Origin of the sequence: Massilia sp. Root335 (assembly GCF_001425685.1) — a bacterium.
In the GTDB taxonomy this organism is placed as follows: domain Bacteria; phylum Pseudomonadota; class Gammaproteobacteria; order Burkholderiales; family Burkholderiaceae_D; genus Telluria; species Telluria luteola.
The window spans coordinates 82,034-104,554 of the sequence record NZ_LMCY01000033.1 but is presented as its reverse complement, the minus strand read 5'-3'; the positions used below and the strand labels follow the sequence as shown (position 1 = coordinate 104,554).

The 22,521-nt window shown below is 68.2% G+C and carries 20 protein-coding genes and 1 riboswitch; of the genes, 13 read left to right on the top strand and 7 right to left on the bottom strand.

The genetic code is table 11. The features are described 5' to 3' along the window. The first annotated feature begins 2 nt into the window (after positions 1–2). Entirely contained in the window at positions 3–1,028 is a 1,026-nt protein-coding gene (locus ASC93_RS18450; protein ID WP_056445514.1) for a diguanylate cyclase, read from the top strand. Positions 1,029–1,469: 441 nt separating this feature from the next. Next, the gene (locus ASC93_RS18445) at positions 1,470–3,788 is read left to right on the top strand and encodes a TonB-dependent receptor (protein WP_229412780.1); all 2,319 of its coding nucleotides are present in this window, start codon (positions 1,470–1,472) and stop codon (positions 3,786–3,788) included. A 121-nt stretch (positions 3,789–3,909) separates the two neighbouring features. Here ASC93_RS18445 and ASC93_RS18440 read toward each other — a convergent pair whose 3' ends face one another. Further along, on the bottom strand, positions 3,910–4,356 hold the full coding sequence (locus ASC93_RS18440; RefSeq protein WP_229412779.1) for a hypothetical protein: 447 nt from the start codon (positions 4,354–4,356) through the stop codon (positions 3,910–3,912). Positions 4,357–4,595: 239 nt separating this feature from the next. Between ASC93_RS18440 and ASC93_RS18435 the strand changes: the two genes are divergently transcribed. Further along, positions 4,596–6,251 carry a response regulator gene (locus tag ASC93_RS18435; protein ID WP_056445510.1) on the top strand — a complete coding sequence of 552 codons (1,656 nt, stop codon included), beginning with the start codon at positions 4,596–4,598 and terminating at the stop codon, positions 6,249–6,251. Positions 6,252–6,372: 121 nt separating this feature from the next. On the opposite strand, the gene ASC93_RS18430 is transcribed toward ASC93_RS18435, so the two are convergent. Further along, positions 6,373–6,828, bottom strand: coding sequence for a hemerythrin domain-containing protein (locus tag ASC93_RS18430; protein WP_056445999.1), 456 nt, complete (start codon positions 6,826–6,828; stop codon positions 6,373–6,375). A 195-nt stretch (positions 6,829–7,023) separates the two neighbouring features. On the opposite strand from ASC93_RS18430, the gene ASC93_RS18425 reads away from it, so the two are divergent. The 3 genes from ASC93_RS18425 (at position 7,024) to ASC93_RS18415 (ending at position 10,972) form a co-directional block, all read left to right on the top strand. Next, positions 7,024–7,728, top strand: coding sequence for a sensor histidine kinase (locus tag ASC93_RS18425; protein ID WP_056445507.1), 705 nt, complete (start codon positions 7,024–7,026; stop codon positions 7,726–7,728). 252 nt (positions 7,729–7,980) lie between these two features. After that, on the top strand, positions 7,981–10,614 hold the full coding sequence (locus ASC93_RS18420) for a patatin-like phospholipase family protein (RefSeq protein ID WP_056445504.1): 2,634 nt from the start codon (positions 7,981–7,983) through the stop codon (positions 10,612–10,614). A gap of 88 nt (positions 10,615–10,702) precedes the next feature. Then, positions 10,703–10,972 carry a hypothetical protein gene (locus ASC93_RS18415; RefSeq protein WP_056445501.1) on the top strand — a complete coding sequence of 90 codons (270 nt, stop codon included), beginning with the start codon at positions 10,703–10,705 and terminating at the stop codon, positions 10,970–10,972. Here ASC93_RS18415 and ASC93_RS18410 read toward each other — a convergent pair. Next, a complete protein-coding gene (locus tag ASC93_RS18410) occupies positions 10,959–12,263 on the bottom strand; it encodes an NAD(P)/FAD-dependent oxidoreductase (RefSeq protein ID WP_056445498.1) in 1,305 nt (434 codons plus the stop codon). The two genes, ASC93_RS18415 and ASC93_RS18410, sit on opposite strands and share 14 nt — an antisense overlap. Before the next feature lie 79 nt (positions 12,264–12,342). Then, positions 12,343–12,873 carry a PXPV repeat protein gene (locus ASC93_RS18405; protein ID WP_056445494.1) on the bottom strand — a complete coding sequence of 177 codons (531 nt, stop codon included), beginning with the start codon at positions 12,871–12,873 and terminating at the stop codon, positions 12,343–12,345. A gap of 178 nt (positions 12,874–13,051) precedes the next feature. Here ASC93_RS18405 and ASC93_RS18400 point away from each other — a divergent pair, with 178 nt between their 5' ends. From ASC93_RS18400 to ASC93_RS18390, 4 genes are all read left to right on the top strand, one after another. After that, complete coding sequence (locus ASC93_RS18400; protein ID WP_056445491.1) at positions 13,052–13,723, top strand: hypothetical protein; 672 nt, start codon at positions 13,052–13,054, stop codon at positions 13,721–13,723. A gap of 66 nt (positions 13,724–13,789) precedes the next feature. After that, positions 13,790–13,921, top strand: coding sequence for a hypothetical protein (locus ASC93_RS32540; RefSeq protein ID WP_267874955.1), 132 nt, complete (start codon positions 13,790–13,792; stop codon positions 13,919–13,921). 143 nt (positions 13,922–14,064) lie between these two features. After that, positions 14,065–14,170, top strand: a riboswitch (TPP riboswitch). A 119-nt stretch (positions 14,171–14,289) separates the two neighbouring features. Next, entirely contained in the window at positions 14,290–15,552 is a 1,263-nt protein-coding gene (locus ASC93_RS18395; protein WP_056445487.1) for a D-amino acid dehydrogenase, read from the top strand. 81 nt (positions 15,553–15,633) lie between these two features. Then, positions 15,634–15,876: a hypothetical protein gene (locus tag ASC93_RS18390; RefSeq protein ID WP_056445484.1), complete on the top strand. Its 243-nt coding sequence runs from the start codon at positions 15,634–15,636 to the stop codon at positions 15,874–15,876. Between the two features lie 24 nt (positions 15,877–15,900). Here the strand turns inward: ASC93_RS18390 and ASC93_RS18385 are convergent, their stop codons facing one another. Continuing rightward, entirely contained in the window at positions 15,901–16,311 is a 411-nt protein-coding gene (locus ASC93_RS18385; RefSeq protein ID WP_056445481.1) for a hypothetical protein, read from the bottom strand. A gap of 135 nt (positions 16,312–16,446) precedes the next feature. Here ASC93_RS18385 and ASC93_RS18380 point away from each other — a divergent pair, with 135 nt between their 5' ends. After that, positions 16,447–17,703, top strand: coding sequence for a DEAD/DEAH box helicase (locus ASC93_RS18380; protein WP_056445478.1), 1,257 nt, complete (start codon positions 16,447–16,449; stop codon positions 17,701–17,703). Positions 17,704–17,710: 7 nt separating this feature from the next. On the opposite strand, the gene ASC93_RS18375 is transcribed toward ASC93_RS18380, so the two are convergent. Continuing rightward, positions 17,711–20,401: a bifunctional acetate--CoA ligase family protein/GNAT family N-acetyltransferase gene (locus ASC93_RS18375; protein WP_056445476.1), complete on the bottom strand. Its 2,691-nt coding sequence runs from the start codon at positions 20,399–20,401 to the stop codon at positions 17,711–17,713. A gap of 91 nt (positions 20,402–20,492) precedes the next feature. Between ASC93_RS18375 and ASC93_RS18370 the strand changes: the two genes are divergently transcribed. Next, positions 20,493–21,431, top strand: coding sequence for a cation diffusion facilitator family transporter (locus ASC93_RS18370; RefSeq protein ID WP_056445473.1), 939 nt, complete (start codon positions 20,493–20,495; stop codon positions 21,429–21,431). A 13-nt stretch (positions 21,432–21,444) separates the two neighbouring features. Here the strand turns inward: ASC93_RS18370 and ASC93_RS18365 are convergent, their stop codons facing one another. Then, positions 21,445–21,819, bottom strand: coding sequence for a hypothetical protein (locus tag ASC93_RS18365; protein WP_056445469.1), 375 nt, complete (start codon positions 21,817–21,819; stop codon positions 21,445–21,447). A gap of 111 nt (positions 21,820–21,930) precedes the next feature. Between ASC93_RS18365 and ASC93_RS18360 the strand changes: the two genes are divergently transcribed. Then, positions 21,931–22,311, top strand: coding sequence for a hypothetical protein (locus ASC93_RS18360; RefSeq protein ID WP_056445467.1), 381 nt, complete (start codon positions 21,931–21,933; stop codon positions 22,309–22,311). Positions 22,312–22,521 lie beyond the last annotated feature (210 nt).

The window sequence follows — 22,521 nt, the reverse complement described above, 5'->3', positions numbered from 1 at the left end:
GCATGCCCAGCCGACAAGACATCCTGAACGCGAAGATCCTGGTCGTAGACGATTCCCCCGACAATATCGAATTGATGGAAGAGATATTGCGTGAGGAAGGCTACACCGACGTCAGTTCGACGATGCTGCCGGAACAGGTATGCCCGCTGCATCGCGAGCACAACTACGACCTGATCCTGCTCGACCTGCAAATGCCGGGCCTGAACGGTTTCCAGGTCATGAAAGGCCTCAAGGAAATCGAACAGGGCGGCTATCTGCCCGTGCTCGCCCTGACGGCACAGCCCAGCTTCAAGATCGCCGCGCTGGAAGCGGGCGCGCGCGACTTCATCAGCAAGCCGTTCGACCTGCTCGAAGTGCACAAGCGCATCCACAACATGCTGGAAGTGCGCCTGCTGTACAAGGAACTGGCCCAGTACAGCCGCGCCCAGCAGGAACTCGCGCTGCACGATGCCCTGACGGGCCTGCCGAACCGCCGCCTGCTGGAAGACCGTATCGAAACCGCCCTGCAGCACGCCAACCGCAACCACCACAAGGCCGCGGTGATGTACCTCGACCTGGACGGCTTCAAGGCGATCAACGACACCTACGGCCACGCCTACGGCGACGAGATCCTGAAGATGGTATCGCAGCGCCTGCTGTCGAATTCGCGCAAGGAAGACACGGTGGCGCGCCTGGGCGGCGACGAATTCATCGTCCTGCTGGCCGACGTGCACAGCCTGGCCGACGCGCAGGGCCCGGCCGCCAAGCTCGTCGAGGCGCTGTCCGAGCCCTTCTTCATCAACGACCTCACGCTGCAGCTGTCGACCAGCATCGGCATCAGCCTCTATCCGGACGATGCCGAGAACGTCGTCGACCTGATCAGCATTGCCGACTACGCGCTGTACGAAGCGAAGCGCGCCGGCAAGAACCGCTACTGCGCCAACGGCAGCGCCGCCCGCCAGGCCGCGTTGGCCGTCAAGCCGAGCATGGCACCGCCGGCGCCTTCCGCGACCGTCGCGCCGGCGCAGGAGCTCGTGCAGCACCGCTGACGCCAGCGCCCGCTTTCCTCCTGCTTCACACCGGGCGGTTCGTTCCACACATGGGCGGACCGCTTTTCACATGTGCCGCATGCGCTCGTTGTTGGAGATTAACAACATCGCATCTGTTGCTCAAATCACACGGTTACGCACGTAAAGACGGTTGTCGGCGCGCCCATGTCATTACGCCCGTCACGGCCTCACTCTGCCGCGCAAGCCGGCGTCGACCGTACCGAACATCAAACTATGCAATAGCCCGCCGGTGAATGGCAAATACCGTTTAACTAAGGGATTTATCTATTTTTCAAATAAATCAGCAGTAATCTTGTGCAAATGTTTTTACTGCTAGGATGGTTATTCTTTGCCAACCGACAAAGAAACAAGAACGAGAGAGTATCGATCGAACAAGGTCGATTTACATCAATAGCTCCAATAAAGGAAGAGATGCGTAACATGCACGTACGTCCCACCCGAATGTTTGCCCGCACCCTGCTCGCAGCCGCCGTGGCCGGCACATTCCCCCTGTATGCCCTGGCCGACGAACCCGATCAGAGCGCCGATCAGGCCGCCGCGCGGGACACCGCCGCCAGGCCGGTCCAGCACCTGGAAACCGTCATCGTGACCGCCCAGCGGCGCGCCGAGAACCTCAAGGACGTGCCGATGTCCGTCACCGCGATCAAGGGCGACAAGCTCGACGTGCTGACGTCCGGCGGCGCCGACATCCGGTTCCTGGCGGGCCGCTCGCCGTCCCTGAACGTCGAGTCCGACTATGGCCGTTCGTTCCCCCGCTTCTACATCCGCGGCCAGGGCAATACCGACTTCGACCTGAACGCGTCCCAGCCGGTCGGCCTCGTCGTCGACGACATCGTGCAGGAAAGCCCGATGCTCAAGGGCTTCCCCGTCTTCGACGTCGACCAGGTCGAGGTGCTGCGCGGCCCGCAAGGCACGCTGTTCGGCCGCAACTCGCCGGCGGGCGTGATCAAGTTCGACTCCGCGAAACCGGTATTCAAGACGGAAGGCTACGCCGTGCTGGGCGCCGGCAACTACGGCACCATGAATGCGGAAGGCGCCTACAACATGCCGCTGTCGGATACGGCCGCGCTGCGCGTGTCGCTGCAGTCCCAGCACCGCAACAACCGCGTGCACAACCCGGAACCGAACGCGTACACCCGCGACTTCGAGGGCTATGACGACAATGCCGCGCGCGTGCAGCTGCTGGTCAAGCCGACCCGCGACTTCTCGGCCCTGTTCAACGTCCACGCGCGCGACATGCGCGGCAACGCGACGCTGTTCCGCGCCAATATCATCAAGAAGGGAACGAGCGACCTCGTCGACGGCTTCAACTACGACAGCTACCCGACCGACGGCGGCAACAACCAGACGCTGCGCACCAGCGGCGCCAACCTGCGCCTGCGCTGGGACCTGGACGGCATGACCCTGCACTCGATCACGGGTTACGAGCACGCCTATTTCTACAGCCGCGGCGACGTCGACGGCGGCGTCGGCGCCGTCTACGCGCCGCCGATGGGGCCGAATTATCCGGGCCAGCCCGCGTACATCCCGTTCACGGTCGAGACGGCGGACCTGCTGCCCGAACATAACCAGACGACGCAGGAAATCCGCCTGGAATCGAACACCAGGGACCCGCTGCAATGGATGGCCGGCGTGTTCTACTTCGATGAACACATCCGGATCGACTCGATCAGCTTCAACACGCTCGCACCGGGCAATCCCCGGAACGACGCCTACGCGACCCAGACCCAGGACGCCCGCTCCTGGGCCGCCTTCGGCACCCTGAACTACAAGCTGACGGACAAGCTGAAAGTGCGCGGCGGCCTGCGCTACACCAGCGACAACAAGGATTTCGTGGCGCAGCGCTTCGAGCCGCCCAAGTCCAGCGGCCCGCTGCCGCTGCACAGCGATTCGCACAACATCAGCTGGGACGGTTCGGCCAGCTACGCGCTGGATGGCGACACCAACCTGTTCGCGCGCGTGGCGACCGGCTACCGCGCCCCGTCGATGCAGGGCCGCCTGAACGGCCTCTCGGACAAACCGTCGATGGCCGGCGCGGAAAAGGCGCTGTCGTATGAAGCGGGCATCAAGGCGGACATGCTGGACCGCCGCGCGCGCCTGTCGGCGACGGTCTTCCAGTACCGCGTGAAGGACAAGCAGCTGACGGCCGGCAGCGGCACGATCAACATGAACCAGTTGATCAACGCCGACAAGGTCACGGGCCAGGGCGTGGAAATGGACTTCCAGGCGATCCTGTCGGACGACTGGCGCGCCAGCCTCGGCGCCAGCTACAACGACACGGAGATCAAGGACCCGAACCTGTTCGTGCAGACCTGCGGCAACCAGCCCAACACGAACGGCGTGAACGGCTGCACCCCGACCGGCGTGCCAGGCCCGTTCCCGTACACGCAAAAGCTGGACGGCCTGCCGCTGCCCCGCTCGCCGAAATGGCAGACCAACCTCACGCTGCGCTATTCGCATCCGCTGGCGGACGGCGAGCTGTATGCGCTCACGGACTGGTCGTACCGGACCGACTACAACATGTTCCTGTACGAGGCCAAGGAGTACAAGGCGAAGGCGCTGCTGGAAGGCGGCCTGCGGGTCGGCTACAAGTGGGACAACGGGAAGTATGAAGTCGCCGCGTTCGCCCGCAACATCACCAACCGCATCCAGGTGGTGGCCGCGATCGACTTCGACAACCTGACGGGCATCGTCAACGAGCCGCGCAACTTCGGCGCACAGTTCCGCGTGAACTTCTAGGCGTCACGGCGGGCATTCGAGGCCGGGGGCCTCGAATGAAACGTGCCCACGCGTGACGTCGGCGGTTTGCCGGCGTCCGCGTGGGCACGATGTGCCCGCCCGCCGTGCGTGCCGGCGCGGATCAGGCCGCGCCGGCCGTCTTTTCGCCCCCCGGGCCCAGTGCCCGGCAGCCGACGACCTGCTCGTTGTGCGCCTCGATGGCGGCGGCGTTCTGGTGGTCGGAGCTCGCGTCCACTTTTTCCGGCGGCACCTCGATACGGGTGATGCCGGAGGAGACGGAAAGCGGATCGCTGGCCGGGAACGTCATTTCCACGGCATCGTCGAGCAGCGTTTCCTTGGCCACCGCCTCGCGCGGCTCGGCCTCGGCGCTGGCCATCGTGCGGATCGCGCGCGCCCACTTGACCAGCTTGAGATCGGCCAGTTCCGCGATGGTATTGATGCCGAACGCATCGCGCAGCGCGTCCGCCTGCGCCTGGCTGACGTTGCGCAGCACCGTCACCGGCTGGTTGACCAGTTCACGGAAGCATTTATCGTGATGCGTGTCGTTAACGATGATCTGGATATTCATGGCTGTCCTTTCATGTGGCTCCCTGACGTGACCCCACTATCGCATACGGTCTTGACACGGTATGTGCGGCACCGAACGATGCCCCGCCAGTTGCCGCGCACGATTGATTTCAAGGGGCCTGATCGGCCGTGCTATCATGACGAATTGCAACAGTTTTTATCGATATATTTTGCAAAGCGGCATGCTCTGTTATTCTGATGAGCTTGTGAATACGTGTACCGAGCCCTTGTTCAAACGCCGTGTCCCTCACCGAAAAACCTAAGATTCTCGTCGTCAACGACGATGCCGCCAGCCTGCTTGCATTGACGAGCCTCCTGGAGCAATGGGCCGACGAGAGCAATTACGAGGTCTTGTCCGCGCGTTCCGGCCAGGACGCGCTGCGCCAGGTGCTCCGCCACGACTTCGCCGTCATCCTGCTGGACGTCAACATGCCCGGCATGGACGGCTTCGAAACGGCCGAGGCCATCCACCAGCGCCCCCGCTCCGCCGACATCCCGATCATCTTCGTCACGGCGTTCCTCGCCGACGAGATCGACCGGCTGAAGGCCTACCAGCGCGGCGCCGCCGATTTCCTGTTCACCCCCGTGATCCCGCAGGTGCTGCGCGCCAAGGTACAGGTGTTCGTGGCGCTCGCGACGAAGAACGAACAGCTCAAGCGCCAGGCCGAGAAACTGTCCCAGCGCACGACCGAGCTGACCGCGACGAACAAGCGCCTCGTGCGCGAAATGGAAGAGCGCCGCGCGGCCGAGCGCAAGAGCAGCGCCAAGGACGAATTCCTCGCGATGCTGGGGCACGAACTGCGCAACCCGCTGTCCGCCATCAGCAGCGCGTCGTCGCTGCTGGGCATGCCCGGCGTCGGCCCCGACTCCATCGGCCGCGCCCGCCTGATCATCCAGCGCCAGAGCCAGCATTTATCGCGCATCGTCGACGATCTGCTGGATTTGTCGCGGGCGATGTCGGGCAAAATCCTGCTTTCGCGCAAGCGGCTGGACATCGCCACGCTCGTATCGAGCTGCCTCGACACATTCCGCGCCACCGGCCGCACGGCCGGCTACGACATCGATGTGCAGCTGGCGCCGGGCTGGGTCGACGGCGACGCCACGCGGCTCGAACAGATCGCGACGAACCTGATCGACAATGCTCTGAAATACACGCCGGCCGGCGGCCGCATCGAGATCGCCGTCGCGGCGAACGAGGCGGACATCGTGCTGCGCGTGAGCGATTCCGGCGTGGGCATCGCCCCCGACCTGCTGCCGCACGTGTTCGACGTGTTCGTGCAGGGCGCGATCTCGATCGACCGCTCGCAGGGCGGCCTCGGCATCGGCCTGTCGCTCGTGCGGCGCCTCGTCGAACTGCATGGCGGGTCGGTCAGCGCAAGCAGCCCGGGCAGCAGCGGCGGCAGCACGTTCGAGATCCGCCTGCCGCGCACCGAGCCCGGCGCCGCGACGGACGTCCCCGCCCACGCGCGGGCGCGCGAGGCCGACAAGCCCACCGTGCTGCTGATCGAAGACAATGACGACGGCCGCGAGATGATGGCCACGATGCTGGCGTCGTTCGGGTATCCGGTGCTGCAGGCCGGCGACGGCCTGGAAGGCGTGCGCGTGGCGTGCGCCGAGAAGCCGGACGTCGCCCTCGTCGACATCGGCCTGCCCGGCATCGACGGCTATGAAGTGGCGCGCCGCCTGCGCCAGGAAGCGGGCACGCACGGCATCCGCCTGATCGCGCTCACAGGCTACGGCCTGGCGGAGGACCAGCGCCGCGTGCTGGAAGCAGGCTTCGACCTGCACCTCGTCAAGCCCGTCGAACTGCACGCCCTGCTCGACCAGCTGGCGGGCACGGCGGCCCGCCCAGGGGGCGAAGGGTTGCCCCTGGCCCAGCCGGCTGCCGCCGGCTGACGGCCGGCAGGCACGTAGGGTGGGCACCCCGTGCCCACGCGTTACCGTGGCAGCTACGCGGCGTCACGCGTGGGCGGAGGCCGCCCACCCTACGATGTCGGCCCCGCTGACGTTGGCGGAATTACAGCGTCGACATCAGTTCCTGCTTGCGCATGGCCATTTCCTGGCCCAGCGCGAGCAGGTCCAGCCCGCTTTTCTTCACTTTCGGGAACATCTCCTTCTCTTCTTCCTTGACGTGGTGCTCGATCTGCTCGCCGAGCACCTTCACCTTCGCGTCGTACAGCTCGTCGTCCGGCTGCATTTCCTGCAACTGCTTGATGAGGTCCTTGGCCGCCGCGTGCTCGACGACGGCCTCGTCCACCATGTCCTCGCCCTCCTCGATCTTGGCGCGCACGGCCGGATAAAAGATTTCTTCTTCGATCGTCGTGTGGGCGATCAGCGCCTTGCAAATCTTGTCCTTGAGCTTTTCCTTGCTGGTGGTGGCGCGGTCGCCCAGCTGGTCGAACTGTTCGAACATGTCCGAGACTTCGCGGTGGTCCGCGGTCAAGAGGGCGATGGCGTCCTGGCCTGCGGCCATGGCGTTGGTCTGGGCGCCGGCCTGTGCGCCGGTGTGGGATCTCGTGCTCATCTGTAGCTCCTTGCGTGGGGTTGTCAGCCTCCAGCTTGACCCGAAATGCAACACTAGACTGTACGGCAACTCACAAAGACGATTCCTGCGCCGCCCCGGCCCAAGCTGTTGTATCATCCCGAGAAACATAAATTGGTTGCCTTCATGAAAGTTTCGGAACCTCATCCGCCGGATTCCGGAGAAGACAGCCAGCATGCGGCGCGCGCCGCCGAGCTGGCCGAACTCCTGGCCCACCTGACGACCTGCTGGGACGAAGAGCGGCGCCTGCTGGCACGCCGGCTGCACGACAGTCTCGGTTCGTCGATGACGGCGCTGACGATGCACCTCGGCCTGCTGTCGCAACACTTGCAGGAACAGCCGCAGCGCGACCGCGCCGCGCAAATGAAGCAACTGCTGAACAACATCATCGAGACCAACCGCAAGATGCAGCTGGCGCTCTGGAACGACAAGCTGGAGTTCCTGGGCCCCAGGGCGGCGATCGCGGAACTGGTCCAGGAATGGGGCCGCGAGCACGGCATCAAGGCCAGGGCCAGCATGCCGGACGAGGACGCCGACTACACGCGCGCCCAGGGCGTCGCGCTGCTGCGCTGCGCCGAGGAAGGCCTGCGCAACATCGCCCAGCACGCACAGGCGACGGCGGTCGACGTCATCCTCGACGACGATGGCGACCAGGCCATGCTGACCGTGCGCGACGACGGCGTCGGCCCCGGCACGGGCGTCGCCGCCGCCCCCAGCTGCCACGGCCTGCGCATGCTGCGCGAGCGCGTCCGCGGCTTGAACGGCACGCTGACCCTCGGCCCCGGACCGGACGGCAAAGGCACCGCCCTGACGCTGGTCATCCCCAAGTAATCGGGCAGCATCCCGCCCGCCGCACGGCCGCCCTTCCGGGCGCGGCCGCCGCACGCCCGTCGCCCGCCCGCGCGCCCGCCAATGCAATTATTGGTGAGAATTTTGTCAGTGAATCATGCTAGCCTTGTAGGAATTCGCCGATAGATTTGTCCGGCAAATTCTTACCCTGCACGGATAGATGGCCGGGAACCCGGCACGTCGTCCGTGGTCAGCCATATCGACGCCCCCGCGTCGAGCGCGATGGAGGTATGCATGGACACGCAATCGCACCAGCCCCCGGCGACAGCCGATGACCGTTACATCGGGCGCATGCGCGAGGAGCTCGCGCGGGTCCGCCGGCGCCGGTCCGTGCCCGAGCAGCAGGCGACGTCGGCCTGGGGCCTGTGCCTGTCCGGCGGCGGCATCCGCAGCGCCACCTTTTGCCTTGGCGTACTCGAGGCACTCGGCCGCACGCCGGCGCCGCCCGGGGCCGCGCCGCTCCCCCTCCCCGGCAGTCCGGCCGCCACCGAAGAGAGCCTGCTGGGCCAGTTCGACTACCTGTCGACGGTCAGCGGCGGCGGCTATATCGGGACGTTCTTCGCGAGCATGTTCGTGCCGGGACGGGCCGATCCCGAGATGGACGAGGCCGCCAGCGCCGCGAATGCCTACGATACGCTGCGCCAGGAACCGCCGCGCCTGCGCACGGGCGCCGTCAAGGCCGCCGGCAGCGCGTACCGGGCCATGGCCTGGCTGCGCGAAAACGGCCGCTACCTCGCACCGTCCAGCGCCGGCGACCTGCTGTATGGCATCGCCACCGTCCTGCGTGCATGGTTTGCCCTGCATCTGGTGCTCGGCCTGCTGCTGCTCGTCCTGCTCGCCCTGCTGAACATGGCCAAGAACGGCCTCCTGTACGTGGCCGATCAAGGGCAGTTGACCCAATTCATCGTCCAGCTGTCCAAACCGGGCACATGGCTGTCGGACGTCTGGCTCAGCGGCCTGTGGATGTTTCCCGTGGCGGTGCTGGCGCTGCTCATGGTGCCGTGCGGCTGCGCCTACTGGATGACCTATCCGCCCGCGGGCAAAAGCCTCGACAAGGCGGCGAAGCAGCCCGTGCGGTACTGGCTCGGCTATGTGGGGTGCGCGGCCTGCGTGGCCGTCGTGGTCGGCGCCGCGGCGGCCTGGATTCCATGGTTCTGGATCGCGCCTGCCGCGCCGTGGGACCAGGCGGGAACGCCGTTCGCCGCCGTGCTGGCCGAGATGGCGCTCGGCGCCCTGTGGTTCCGCGCGGCCGCGCCGCACAAGACGTTCGCGGCACTGCGCCTGCACCTGACGCGCCAGCTCACCTGGACGCTGAAGCTGGCCGGCGTACTCGCCTTCCTGGCGCTCGTCGACACGCTCTCCCAGAGCTTTTATGCGCACGACTGGACCCTGGGGCCGCCGCTGACGGCGACCGCCATCCTGACGTGGCTGACGCGCCGCCTGGCACCGCGCCTCGTCAAGCTGTCCGGCATGCCCCGTACGCGCATCCCGGTCGACGTCCTGCTCGGACTGGCCGCCGCGGCGCTCGCCGTGCTGCTCGTGTCCGTCTGGGATTACGGCGTCATCTGGATCCAGTGGCAAGGCGTAGACCTGGCTTGCCGCTATACGTTCGCGGCGGCCGGGCTGCTGAAGTCGCAGTGCGGCTGGCTGCTGCTCCTGCTGCTCGCCGCCGGCGCGCTCACGGCGATGATCGGCCGCTTCCCGCAGTTCCTCAACCTGTCCTCGCTGCAGGGCCTGTACAGCGCACGGCTGACGCGCGCCTACCAGGGCGCCAGCAACGCCCACCGTTTCGCGGACGGCGACAAGACGCTGAGCTCGGCGGAACCGCTCGATACCGACCACATCGACCATGTCGCCTACAACACGAACCGCTACGCGCCCCTGCATCTCATCAACGTGTGCCTGAACCAGAACGTCGACCCGGCCGAGCAACTGATCCAGCGCGATCGCAAGGGACGGCCGATGGTGGTGCTCCCCGCCGTCGCCGGGGACACGCCGGCCCTGCCGTTCGCGATCGACGGCAAGTGCTTTCCCGCCGAGGACACCGGCCCCGGCGACCCGTTGACGATCGGCGAATGGATCGGCATCTCAGGCGCGGCCGCCGCCACCGGCAGCGGACGGCGGACGTCGGCGGCCATGGCCCTGCTGCTGGGCCTGGCGAACGTGCGGCTGGGCCGCTGGTGGCGTTCGGGCCTGACGCGCAACACCGAGCGCGGCCTCGCGCGCCTGTTCCGCACGGCGCTGCCGACCCAGGCCTACCTGGTCGACGAGCTGGGCGCGCATTTCTACGGCACCCGCCGCCCCATGCACTACCTCAGCGACGGCGGACATTTCGACAATACCGGCATCTACGAACTGTTGCGGCCCGAACGCGACGTCAAGTTCATCGTCGCCTGCGACTGCGGCGCCGATCCCGGCTACCGGTTCGACGATCTCGCCGGCCTGATCCGCCTGGCGCGCATCGACTTCGGCATCGACATCGAAGTCGACGAGACCGTCACGACGTCGCTGTCCCCGTTGCGCGACGTGTTCGGCACCGCCGCGGAGCTGGCGCAGCCCAAGCCCGGCAGCAACAAATGCGCCCTGCTGCTGAACGTGTTCCGCAGCAGCGGGGCGCGGCACAACAAGGTGCCGGACATGCGCATCGTCCTGGTCAAGCCCGTCCTGATCGCCGAGGCGCCGCTGGACGTGCACAACTATGGCGCCGTGAACAAGGAATTCCCGCAGCAGACCACGGGCGACCAGTTCTTCGACGAGGCGCAGTGGGAAAGCCATCGCAAGCTGGGACTCGAGATCGGCCGGCGCATCTTCGACCCCGCCGACAAGAAGCAGCGGAACCATCTGTGGGACATCCTGGCCGTGCGCTGAACGACATGACGTTTCCTTGATCGGGCCGAACACCCGGTTGCGGGCCCGTGCGAGCATCGGCGGGTTGCCAACCATCGTGGAGCTTCGCATGGACCCGACGCCACCGTTTGCCCGGCCGCCCGAGGCGCTCAGCCCGACGCTCGAACGGCTCGAACCCATCCAGCGGCCGGCGCCGATGCCGGCCTGCGGGCATTGCCGGCTCGCACTGTGGCACCTCGTCGACGCCAACCTCGCGTGCTATTGCAGCGCGATGCAACGCGTCGTGTGGGACGGCGTCCAGCCCGGCGTGCGCTGCTGCGACATCCCGCTGCTCGATGCCGCCTGCCGGCAGCCGCGCGGCGGGCTCAGTGCAGCTTGACGATCGGCGTCGTCCTGCGGATCAGGAAGCGCCCCACCGCCATCAGGCCCGTGCGCAGCGACCCCAGCACGGCCTGGTGGTGCATCAGGTGCAGGCTCATGTACATGATGCGCGCCAGGAAGCCTTCCACGAACAGGCTGGCGCCCCGCAATGAACCCATCAGGTTGCCCACCGTCGTCTCGCGCCCGATCGACACGAGCGAGCCGTAATCGCGGTACACGTACGGCGCCGTCTGCGGCGGCTTGCCGGCCGCCTGGTCGACGAAGGTCTTGAGGAGATAATCGGCCTGCTGGTGCGCGGCCTGGGCGCGCGGCGGCACGGGCTTGCCCTTGCCGTCCGTGCAGGCGGCGCAGTCGCCCAGCGCGTACACGCCGGGCACGTCCTTCACACGTAGCTGCGCGTCGACCTCGACCTGGCCGCCCTTGGCCACCGGCAGGCCGAGCGCGCCCAGGAACTCGGGCGCACGGATGCCCGCCGCCCACACGCACAGGTCGGCCCGATAGAGGTTGCCCTTGTTGTCGCTGACCTGGTTCTGGTCGATGCGGTTGACCCGGCAATCCGTCACGACCCGGATGGCGCGCTCGTCGAGCAGGCGCGCGGCCGCACTCGAGACCCGTTCCGGCAGCGGCGCCAGGATGCGCGGCGCGCCTTCGAGCAGGGTGATGCGCACGTCGCGCTTGACCTGCAGCCGGCGAAAGCCATAGGCCGCGTAGGCGCCGGACGCTTCGCGCAATTCCGCCGCCAGCTCGACGCCGGTGGCGCCGCCGCCGATGATGACGATGTCGATGCCGCTGTCGGCCGCACCGTCTTCCTTCTGCTGCTCGGCCTGGGCGAGCAGGCGCAAGAGGCGCAGGCGGAACCGCTCGGCGTCCTCGGTGGCATTCAGGGAAATCGTGTTCTCGCGCGCGCCGGGCACGCCGAAATAATTCGACGTGCTGCCGACGGCGATCACGAGCGAGCGGTAGCCGAGGGTGCGCTCCGGCAGCACTTCCTCGCCATCGGCCGCCGTGGTCACGGGCGCGATCGTGATGTGCCGCGCGGCCGCGTCGAGCGCCGTCATGGCGCCGTACACGAAGGAAAAGCCGCGGTCGTGCGCCAGCATCTGGTACGACAGCCCTTCCTGGTGGATGTCCAGCGTGCCGGCCGCCACTTCGTGCAGCGACGGCTTCCACACGTGGTAGAGCCGGCTGTCGACCAGCGTCACCTTGTCCGGTCCCAGTTTGCCGCCCAGCTTGCAGGCCAGTTCCAGTCCGCCCGCCCCGCCGCCTACGATCACGATATCGCCCTGCAAGCCTGCCTCCGTCGGTCACGCCCGCTGCCGGGCTCACGCGGACAGTCTACTACGGGGCGGCGCAACCGCCCGTCACGGATCAGTCGTGGCCGCGGCCATGGCCGTGGCCGTGACCGTTGCCGTGGTCGCCGTGGCCTTCGTCATGGCCGCGGCCGTGCTCCCAGCCCTCGTGGCGGCCGTGGTCGCCGCGGTCGCGGTATTCCACGCGCTCGACGACGCGCACGTCGCGCGGTCCGCCGCCGTAGTTGCCACGGTGATCGCCGCGATAGCCGCCGAAATGCTCGCGGTAGCGCGGCACGTAGGTGTTCGTGTACCACTCGTCGCGCACGAACAGGACCGGACGGCCGCACGCGCCGTAGCGGCCGCAGTAACGCGCCCAGTGCTTGCGGTGGCCCGGCGGCACGCGCAGGTAGATGGGTTCCGCCACGTATTGCGGCGCCGGCGCGATGATCACCGGTTGCGGCGCGTACAGGACGGGGCGCGGCGCGAAGTCGCCGATGTCGACACGGCCATAGAAGCCGGGCTGGCCGACGCTGATGGACACGTTCGTCTGGGCCAGGGCCGGGAGAGCGGCGGCGCACAGCGCCACGCCGAAGATCAGGGATTTCATAGGATGACCTCTTTGTAATGTTTGTGTCGAGTTTATCAAACGAAATGTTACGTACAATTCGTTGCAACACATGCTTACATTGTCGCCGGGCGGGATTACAACAGACCGGGCAGCAATATTTCTCTTGGGGCAAGTGCGCGGCTACAATCGCCGGCTCCAATCCACTGAAAGGTCATCGATGTTCGCGAAACAAACCGTGCTGGCCGCGGCCGCCCTGCTGGCGGCGGGCGCCGCCAGCGCGCAGGTCGGCGCAACGGCCGACATCGGCACCACCGGCGTGGGCTTCCACGTCGTCGTGCCGATGGAAACCTATCTGAACGGCCGCTTCGGCGCCAACTATTTCCGCCACAACTTCACCAGGACGTCGAACCTCGTCGACTACGACATCAAGGGCAAGCTGCAGACGTTCGACATCCTGTTCGACTGGTATCTGACCGAAGGCAGCAGCTTCCACCTGACGGGCGGCGTCCTCTACAACGGCAACCGGTTCGACGCCCGGGCCAGGCCGAACGGCGCCGGCGCCTTCACGCTGAACGGCCATACCTACACGACGGCCGACGTCGGCCTCCTGACCGGCCGCATCGATTACCGCAAGGCCGCGCCCTACGTCGGCATCGGCTGGGGCAAGGCGCTGGCACCGTCCTCGCACTGGACCAGCAACGTCGACCTCGGCGTGTTCTACCAGGGCAATCCGAACGTGCATCTGGCCAGCACCAGCTGCCCGGCGTCGCTGACGGACTGCGTGGCGCTCCTCAACGACATCGCCGCCGAGCGCCTGCACCTGCGCGACGACGTGGATTCCCTCAAGGTCTATCCGGTCGTGCGCGCGAGCATCGGCTACCGCTTCTGAGCCTGCGCCAGCGGCGCGCCGGCGCCGCCGGGGTTGGGCTACGATGCGGCCAAAGGAGAGAGAGTCATGAAACATCATCGTGCCTGCTATCGCCTGCTGCTCCTGGCCTGTCTCATGCTCGTGGCCTGCCAGGACCGGCGCGAACCGGTGAAACCCACCGTCGCGCTGGCCGCGGCCGCGGCCGCCGTCCCGGCCTGACCTGCGCACGCCGCGCAGCATGCTGTCGTCCGGCCGCATTCGCGCGCCGGCGCCGCCGCATGCCCGTTGCCGCCCCAATCCGACCCGCTGTTCCGCCCACTTTGCCGCCGCGCCGCGGACCGGTTAGAATTCTGCCTGCCATAAGGCAACGCTAGGGGTCCTGCAGCCGCAACCGCGGCCCGCGGGTGAGAAACACCCTCCGAACCTGATCTGGGTAATGCCAGCGAAGGGAAGCATGCGGTTACCGGTCCCCGCGCCGGCGCCCGCTCTCCTTTGCCGGCTCCGCCCGTCACCACGACGCCAACGAGGAGCCGCATGCAACTTCCTGTTTCCAGAAACTTCCCACGCCGTATCGCAACGGTGCGCCGATGCACGTGATCGTCCTCGGCGCCGGCATCGTCGGCACCGCGACCGCCTGGTATCTGCGCGAGGCCGGCCACGACGTCACGGTGATCGAACGCCAGGGCGGCCCGGCGCAGGAGACGAGTTTCGCGAACGGCTGCCAGATCTCCGTGTCGCACGCCGAGCCCTGGGCCACGCCCGCCGGCCTGCTCAAGGTCGTGCAGTCGCTGGGCCGGGAAGACGCGCCGCTGCTGTTCCGCCTGCGCGCCGACCCGCTGCAATGGCGCTGGTGCCTGCAGTTCGTGCGCGAGTGCGCACCCGGCCGCGTCGCCGCCAACCTGCGCCGGATCGTCGCCATGGCCGAGTACAGCCGCCGCAGCCTGCAGGCGCTGCGCGCGCGGACGGGCATCGAGTACGACAGCCTCACGCGCGGCATCCTCCATTTCTACACGGACGACAAGGAATTCGAGCGCGCCCGCCGCGCGGCCGCCGCGATGCGCGACCTGGGCTGCCCGCGCATGACCGTCGACGCCGACGAAGTCGTGCGGATCGAACCCGCGCTGGCGCCCGTGCGCCGCAAGCTCGTGGGCGGCGACTTCACGGCCAGCGACGAATCCGGCGACGTGTACCGGTTCACGGCGCAACTGGCCGCGCGCGGCGCGGCCGCCGGCATCCGCTTCCTGTACGACACGACGGCGACGCGACTTTTGGCCCGCGGCGACCGCATCGACGGCGTGGAAATCATCGACGCCGACGGCCGCCACCAGCAGCTGCATGCGGACGCCGTCGTCGTCGCGCTCGGCAGTTTTTCCGTGCACCTGCTCGCGCCGCTGGGCATTCGGCTGATGATCTATCCCGGCAAGGGGTATTCCGCCACGTATCCGGTGGTCGATGGCGACGCCGCGCCGACCGTGTCGCTGACGGACGACGGCCACAAGCTCGTGTTCTCGCGCCTGGGCGCGCGCCTGCGCGTGGCCGGCACGTGCGAGTTGAACGGCTATACGCGCGACCTGAATCCCGTGCGCTGCGAGGCGATCACGCGGCGCGTGCGCGCCCTGTTCCCCGGCGCCTGCGACTACGACGCTGCCACGTACTGGGCGGGCCTGCGGCCGCTGACGCCGTCGAACGTCCCGATCATCGGCCGCACGCGCTTCGCGAACCTGTACCTGAACACGGGCCACGGCACGCTGGGCTGGACGATGGGGTGCGGCTCGGGGCGCGCGATCGCGGACATCGTGTCGGGGCGCAGGCCGGACGTCGATTTCGCGTTCACCGGCGGCGCCGCGTGACAATCGGCGTGTTTTCAGCAGCGTCCGGGCTGCTACACTCGCGCCGGCAATGGATCGGACCCGGCGTGGAAAGACTTCGGCATGAAAAAGAATTTGGCTAACAAATGGTGGATCGAGCTGCCGTGCTGCGTCGGCGCGGTCTTGATCGTGCAGGGATGGCTCAAGGCCGCCGGGATGGACGACTCGGTACTGCATGGCGGATTCTCGTTCGCCAGGCTGGCCGTCTGGGCGTGCTGCTTCTATGTGGTCGAGCGCATCATCAAGTTCGCGCTGTGGACGGTGGTGCTGGCGGTTGCGCCTGACAAGGCTCGCGATATGCCTTAGGCGCCGGACGACGCAGCGGCGGCATCAATACGTCCAGCCGACCCGGAACCACGCCTCCAGGCGCGGCGCCAGCCAGAACCAGTTCACCGGGAACGCCGCCGCGGAAAGGAAGAACGCGGCGCCGAACAGGCCGTCGGCGGGCCTGCCCGATTCCCGAAAACGCTGCCCGAGAACGGCGCCGGCCAGCCCGGCAATCGCGCCGACGCACGCCGTCACGACCAGGACGAATCCCCATGCCGACACGCGGCTCGACATCACGAGCGCGAAAGGCAGCAACACCGCAAGCACGCCGAGGCCCGCGCTCGCCGCCGATAAAACGAGGACCGCGGTCGTGCGGCCTCGCGCCCGGCATACGGCCCGGACACCCAGCGGGATGCCCAGGCAGGAGAAGCCGAGCAGCATCGCAAGAAACACCAGTAACAAAATCAAACCCATCGGCCTCGTAACAACGGAAGTCCACGAAGGCGCAGTGTACGTGCGCGTTGCACTCACGACAAGTGGACACCCGCCGTGACCCTGGGTTGGGCGACAGGTTACACTGTCGCCTTTTCCAAGACCGCCTCCGCCACCATGTCGTTCGCTTCGCTCGGCCTGATCGACCAGATCACGCGCACCCTCGCCTCGCTGTCCTACCACACGCCCACCGCCGTCCAGTCGCAGGCGATTCCCGCCGTGCTGGCCGGTCGCGACGTCATGGCCGCCGCCCAGACGGGCACCGGCAAGACGGCCGGCTTCGCCCTGCCCCTGCTGCAGCGCCTCGTGCTCGACGGCGTGCAGGTCGCCGCCAATTCGGTGCGCGCCCTGATCCTCGTGCCGACGCGCGAGCTCGCCGAGCAGGTGCACGAGAGCGTGCGCGCCTACGGGGCCGGGCTGCCGCTGCGCACGATGGTCGCGTACGGCGGCGTCAGCATCAATCCGCAGATGATGCGGTTGCGTAAGGGCGTCGACGTGCTCGTCGCCACGCCCGGCCGCCTGCTCGACCTGCAGCGCCAGAACGCCGTGCGCTTCAACCAGGTGCAGACGCTCGTGCTGGACGAGGCCGACCGCATGCTCGACCTCGGGTTCTCGCGCGACATCGACAACCTGCTCGCGCTGCTGCCCAGGCGCCGCCAGACCTTGCTGTTCTCCGCGACCTTTTCCGACCCGATCCGGCTGCTGGCAACGAAGCTGCTGGTCGACCCCGTCGGCATCGAGGCGTCGCCGCGCAACACGACGGTGCAGGCGATCCGCCAGTGGATCGTCCCGGTCGACAAGAAACGCAAGCCCGACCTGTTCCTGCACCTGCTCAAGCGCCACGGCTGGTCCCAGGTGCTCGCGTTCGTGAAGACGCGCAAGGGGGTCGACCAGCTCGTCGACCTGCTGGCCGCGCAAGGCGTGGGCGCCGATTCGATCCACGGCGACAAGCCGCAGCCCGCGCGCCTGCGTGCGCTCGAGCGCTTCAAGGCGGGCGAGGTGCGGGTGCTGGTCGCCACCGACGTCGCGGCGCGCGGCCTCGACATCGAGGAACTGCCCGTCGTCGTGAACGTCGACCTGCCGATCGTGGCGGAAGACTATGTGCACCGCACCGGCCGCACGGGGCGCGCGGGCGCGTCGGGCGACGCCGTGTCGCTCGTGTGCGCGGACGAAGTGCAGCAACTCGCCGCCATCGAGGCGCTGACGAAGCAGCCCTTGCAGCGCAAGGAGGAAGCGGGCTTCGAGCCCGAGCACCGCGTGCCGCAGACGACTGCGAGCGGCGAGATCGTCAAGAAGCCGAAGAAACCCAAGAAGCCGAAGAACGGCAACAAGGACGCACCCGTCGTGCAGGAAGACGTACGGTTCCGCCGCTGATGCGGCGCTAGCGCAGCGGCAAGCGGAACTTCCTCACGCCCTCGTCCTCGTCCACCGGCCCGACGATGAAGCCGAGTTTCTTGACGAGGCCGATGACGGGCGCGTTCTGCGGCAGCGCCTCGCCCACGATCTCGCGGGTGCCGCGCGCGCGGCAGTAGGCGATCAGCTTGTTCATCAACATGACGCCCAGGCCCTTGCCCTTCAGGTCCGAGCGCACCGTCACCGCGAATTCGGCACTCATGTTGTCGGGATCGGCCACGACGCGGCCCACGGCCAGCGTCTCCGCGTGGCCGTCCGCGCCGGCGCGCGTGGCGATGAAGGCCATCTCGCGGTCGTAGTCGATCTGCGTGAAGCGCGCCAGCTGCGCCGGCTGCAGTTCGCGCACGCGCACGAACATGCGGTAGCGGACGTCGTCCGGCGTCAGCGCGTTGAAGAAGGCGACGTGCGCGGCGCCGTCCTCGGGGCGGATGGGGCGCAGCAGGATCGTCTCGCCCTGCCACGCCACGAACTCTTCCAGTTCGGATGGATACGGACGGATCGCCAGGCGGTCCAGCGCGTTGCCGGCGCGGTCGGCCATCGCGATGCGCATGCGCGCGTCGAGCACGACGGCACCATTGGCATCGGCCAGCAGCGGGTTGATGTCCAGTTCGACGATCTCCGGTACGTCGGCCACGAGGCGCGACACTTGCACGAGCACGGCGGCGATGGCGTCCAGGTTGGCGGCCGGATGGTTGCGGTAGCCGGCCAGCTGGCGCGCCACGCGCGTGCGCGAGATCAGGTCGCGCGCCAGCACCGTGTTCAGCGGCGGCAGGCCGACCGCGTGGTCGTTGACGGCTTCCACCGCGAGGCCGCCCTGGCCGAACAGGATCACCGGCCCGAACACGGGGTCGGTGGCGGCGCCCGCGATCAGTTCGTGCGCCGCCGGATTGCGCGCCATCGCCTGCACGATGAAGCCGTCCAGGCGCGCGTCCGGCTTCAGTTCGGCCAGGCGTTTCTGCATGCGTTCCGTCGCGGCGCGCACCGCTTCCGGCGTATCGAGGTCGAGCGACACGCCGCCGACGTCCGACTTCTGCGCCACGTCCGGCGACAGGATCTTGACCGCCACCGGATAGCCGATCTCGCCGGCCATCGCGACGGCGTCGTCCGGCGTCGCGGCCGCGCGCGTGGGCACCGTGGGGATGCCGTAGGCGTCGAAGATCGCCTTCGTGTCCGGATCGTCCAGCAGGTAGCGGCCCGTCCTGCGTCCCCGCGCGAGCAGCTCGCGGACGAGGGCACGGGCGCGTCCGCGGTCCGGCTCCCCGTCGCCGACGGATGCCGGGACTTCCATCAGGAGCTGCTGGTTGCGGCGGAAGTGGACGATCTGCAGGAAGCCGTTCACCGCCGCTTCCGGCGTGCGGTAGGCCGGCATGCCCGCCTCGTACGCGATCGCGCGCGCTTCTCCCACCGACTGCAGGCCGAGCCAGCACGCGAGCACGTTGCGCGACGACGCCTTCGCCAGCGGCGCCACCGCGCGCGCCACGTCGGCCGGATCGACGACGGCGTTGGGCGAGTGGATCATCACGACGGCGTTCGCCCCACCGTCGTGCAGCAGCACGTCGACGACGTCGCGGTAGCGCTCCGGCGGCGCGTCGCCGCGCAGGTTCAATTCGCCGCTGCCGCTCCATTCGGGCACGAGGCCGCGCAGCTGCGCCACCGTCTCCGCCGACAATTCGGCCTGCTGGCCGCCGCCGTATTGCAGGGCGTCGGCGGCCAGCACGACGGGGCCGGCGCCGTTGCCGAGCAGCGCCAGGCGCTCGCCGAACAAAGGCTTGGCGCGCGCCAGCGTCTCCACGGCCGCGAACAGCTGGTCCGTCGTGTACACGCGCAGCATGCCGGCGCGGCGGATGGCGGCGTCATACACGTCGTCGGGCCGCGCCAGCACGCCGGACAGGCAGGCGCCGGCCGTCGGCGCCTCCAGCGAGCGCCCGGCCTTGAGCATCAGGGTCGGCTTGCTGCGGGCCGCCGCGCGCGCGGCCGACATGAATTTGCGGGCATAGCGCACGCTCTCCGCGTGCAGCAGGATCGCGGACGTGCCGGGATCGCTGGCCAGGTAGTCGAGCACGTCGCCGAAGTCGACGTCGGCCGAGTCGCCCAGGGCCAGGAACGTGGAAAAGCCGACGTTGCGCGTGCGCGCCCAATCGAGCACGCCCGCCATCAGCGCGCCCGAGTCGGACACGAAGGCAAGGCGCCCCGGCGCCGCGCCGCCCACGGCGATGCTCGCGTTCAGGCCGATGCCGGGCGCCAGCAGGCCGGAACTGTTCGGCCCCAGGATGCGCAGCAGGTAGGGGTTGGCGGCGTCCAGCATCGCCTGCTTGATGCTGCGCCCGCGCAGGTCGCGCGCCGTCGACACGCCGGCGCTCATCACGATGACGGCGCGCGTCCCCAGTGCGCCGAGCGCGCGCACGATGCCGGGGATCGTGGCCGGCGGCGTGCAGATGATGGCCAGGTCGGGCGCCTGCGGCAGGCGCGCCACGTCGGGCCAGACCTGCAGGCCGGCGAGTGTCTCGTACTTGGGATTCACGGGGAACAGCCGGCCCGCGAAGCCGCCTTCGCGCAGGTTGCGCAGCATGGTCGCGCCGACGCTGCCCGGTCGCTCGGAGGCGCCGACGAGGGCCACCGACGTCGGGGCGAACAGTTGCTTGAGATTACGTACACTCATCCACACGCTCCCAGCCGTGCAAGCCGCCGGCGGCGGATTGGCTACACTTGGCTCGACATCTCATCGACGCCACCGGCGACAACCATACACCATGACGGACAAAGAGAACGAACAAGGCGGCTCGCGCAAGGTGATCTACGCGGCGATCCTCGCGAACCTGGGCATCGCGGTCGCCAAGTTCGTCGTCGCCGCCATCACGGGCAGTGCCGCCATGCTGGCCGAAGGCATCCACTCGGCCGTCGACACCGGTAACGAATTCCTGCTGCTGATCGGCGAGAGGAACAGCGAGAAGCCGGCCGACAAGCGCCACCCGTTCGGCTACGGCAAGGCGCTGTATTTCTGGGCGCTGCTCGTCGCGCTGTCCGTGTTTTCGCTGGGCGGCGGGCTGTCGATCTACCACGGCATCAGCGCGCTGCGCCATCCGGAGCCGCTGGAAGACCCGATGTGGAACTACGTCGTGCTGGCCGTCTCGGCCTGCTTCGAGGGCTACAGCTGGAACGTGTCGCGCAAGGAACTCAACAAGCGGCGCAAGCCCGGCGCCTCGCTGTGGCAGACCGTCCATGCGAGCAAGGACGCGTCGGTGTTCACCGTCTTCATCGAGGACACGGCCGCCCTGCTGGGCCTGACCATCGCGGCCGCCGGCATCACGCTCGGCTTCGTGTTCGACAGCCCGTATTTCGATCCGGCCGCGTCGATCATGATCGGCCTCCTGCTCGTGGGCGCCGCGTTCGCCCTCGCGCGCGAGACCGGCGCGCTGCTCGTCGGCGAAGGCATCGGCACCGAGGCCACGCGGCGCGTGTGCGAGATCCTGCGCGCCGATCCCGCCATCCAGGAAGTCGGCAAGCTGCTCAGCATGCAGCTTGGGCCGGACGACGTGCTGCTGACGGCCGCCGTGCAGTTCAACCGCGGCATGCGCATCGACGAAGTGGAGGCCGCGATCGAGCGGCTGGAGAAGGCCGTGGCGGCCGCCTATCCGGCGATCCAGCACATCTATTTCGAGTCCGGCGCGCTGCGTTCGGCGCTGCGCTGACATCGGCGCCGGCTTATGCGCCCGGCACCGCCGGCAGCGCGCGAAAGCGCGGGGAGCGGGCCTCGAATTCGCGCAGCAGGCCCGCGACGACGGCGTCCGTGTGCATCCGCAGCGCCTCGCGATCGGCATCGCGGCGCGCCGCCGCCGTGAGCGCGGCGCATTCGGCCAGCTGCGCCAGCGCCACCGCGACGCCGTCGCGGCCGGGCGCGAGGGGGGCGCTGGAGAAGCGCGGGCGGCAGTGCCGATCGAGCCGGAACGTGCCCTGCACGAGGCGATCGACACCCATGTCGAAGATCACCCGGTCGATGACCTGCGCGGCCCGCTCGCCCACCTGGCGCCGGCTGTGCATGGTCCGTGCTGCCCGCATGCGCGTCAAGATGCCGATCATTGCCCGTAATCTCCTTGTCATGTCAATATGCTAGCACGTGTGGCCATTCTTGCATCACCACAAAGACGCCGGACGGATAAAAATGCAACGGTGCCGTGCTAGAATGCCCGCGTGAATACCGTCCTGCGCTCACTGTTCGTCTGGCTGCTGTTGCTGGCCCTGCCCTTCCAGGGCCTGGCCGCCGCGCGCATGCTGCCGTCGCTGAGCGCGCCCGCCGCCATGACGGCGGCGCACGCCGCGCCGACTGCGCGAAGCTGCCACGACATGCCCGCCGCCCACGCGGCGCAGGCAGGCAAGGCGTCCGCCGGCGATCACCAGGACAAGCACCGCGGCACCTGCCCCGGCTGCTGCATCGTGGTCGCCCTCGTGCCCGCGCCACTCGTCCCGCCGGCGTTCGCGCCGCCCTCCGTCGCCATTCCCTTCCGCGCCGGCCACGTGGCCAGCGTCGACCCGTCGCTGCCCGAACGCCCTCCCCGTCTCGTCATCGCCTGAACGGCGCGGCCTTTCCGTCCGCGCCCGTATCTCGCCGCCGGCGCTCTCCATGCGCGGCGGCGCCATTCACGCATTCGACACGAGGACGACATGAAACGACTTCACCTGACCCGTGCGCTGGCCTGGCTGCTGGCCGCCACGTGCGCGCACGCCGCCGCACAGACTTCTTCCGCCGGCGTCGCCGATCCGCAGGCGCCGGTGCCCGCCACC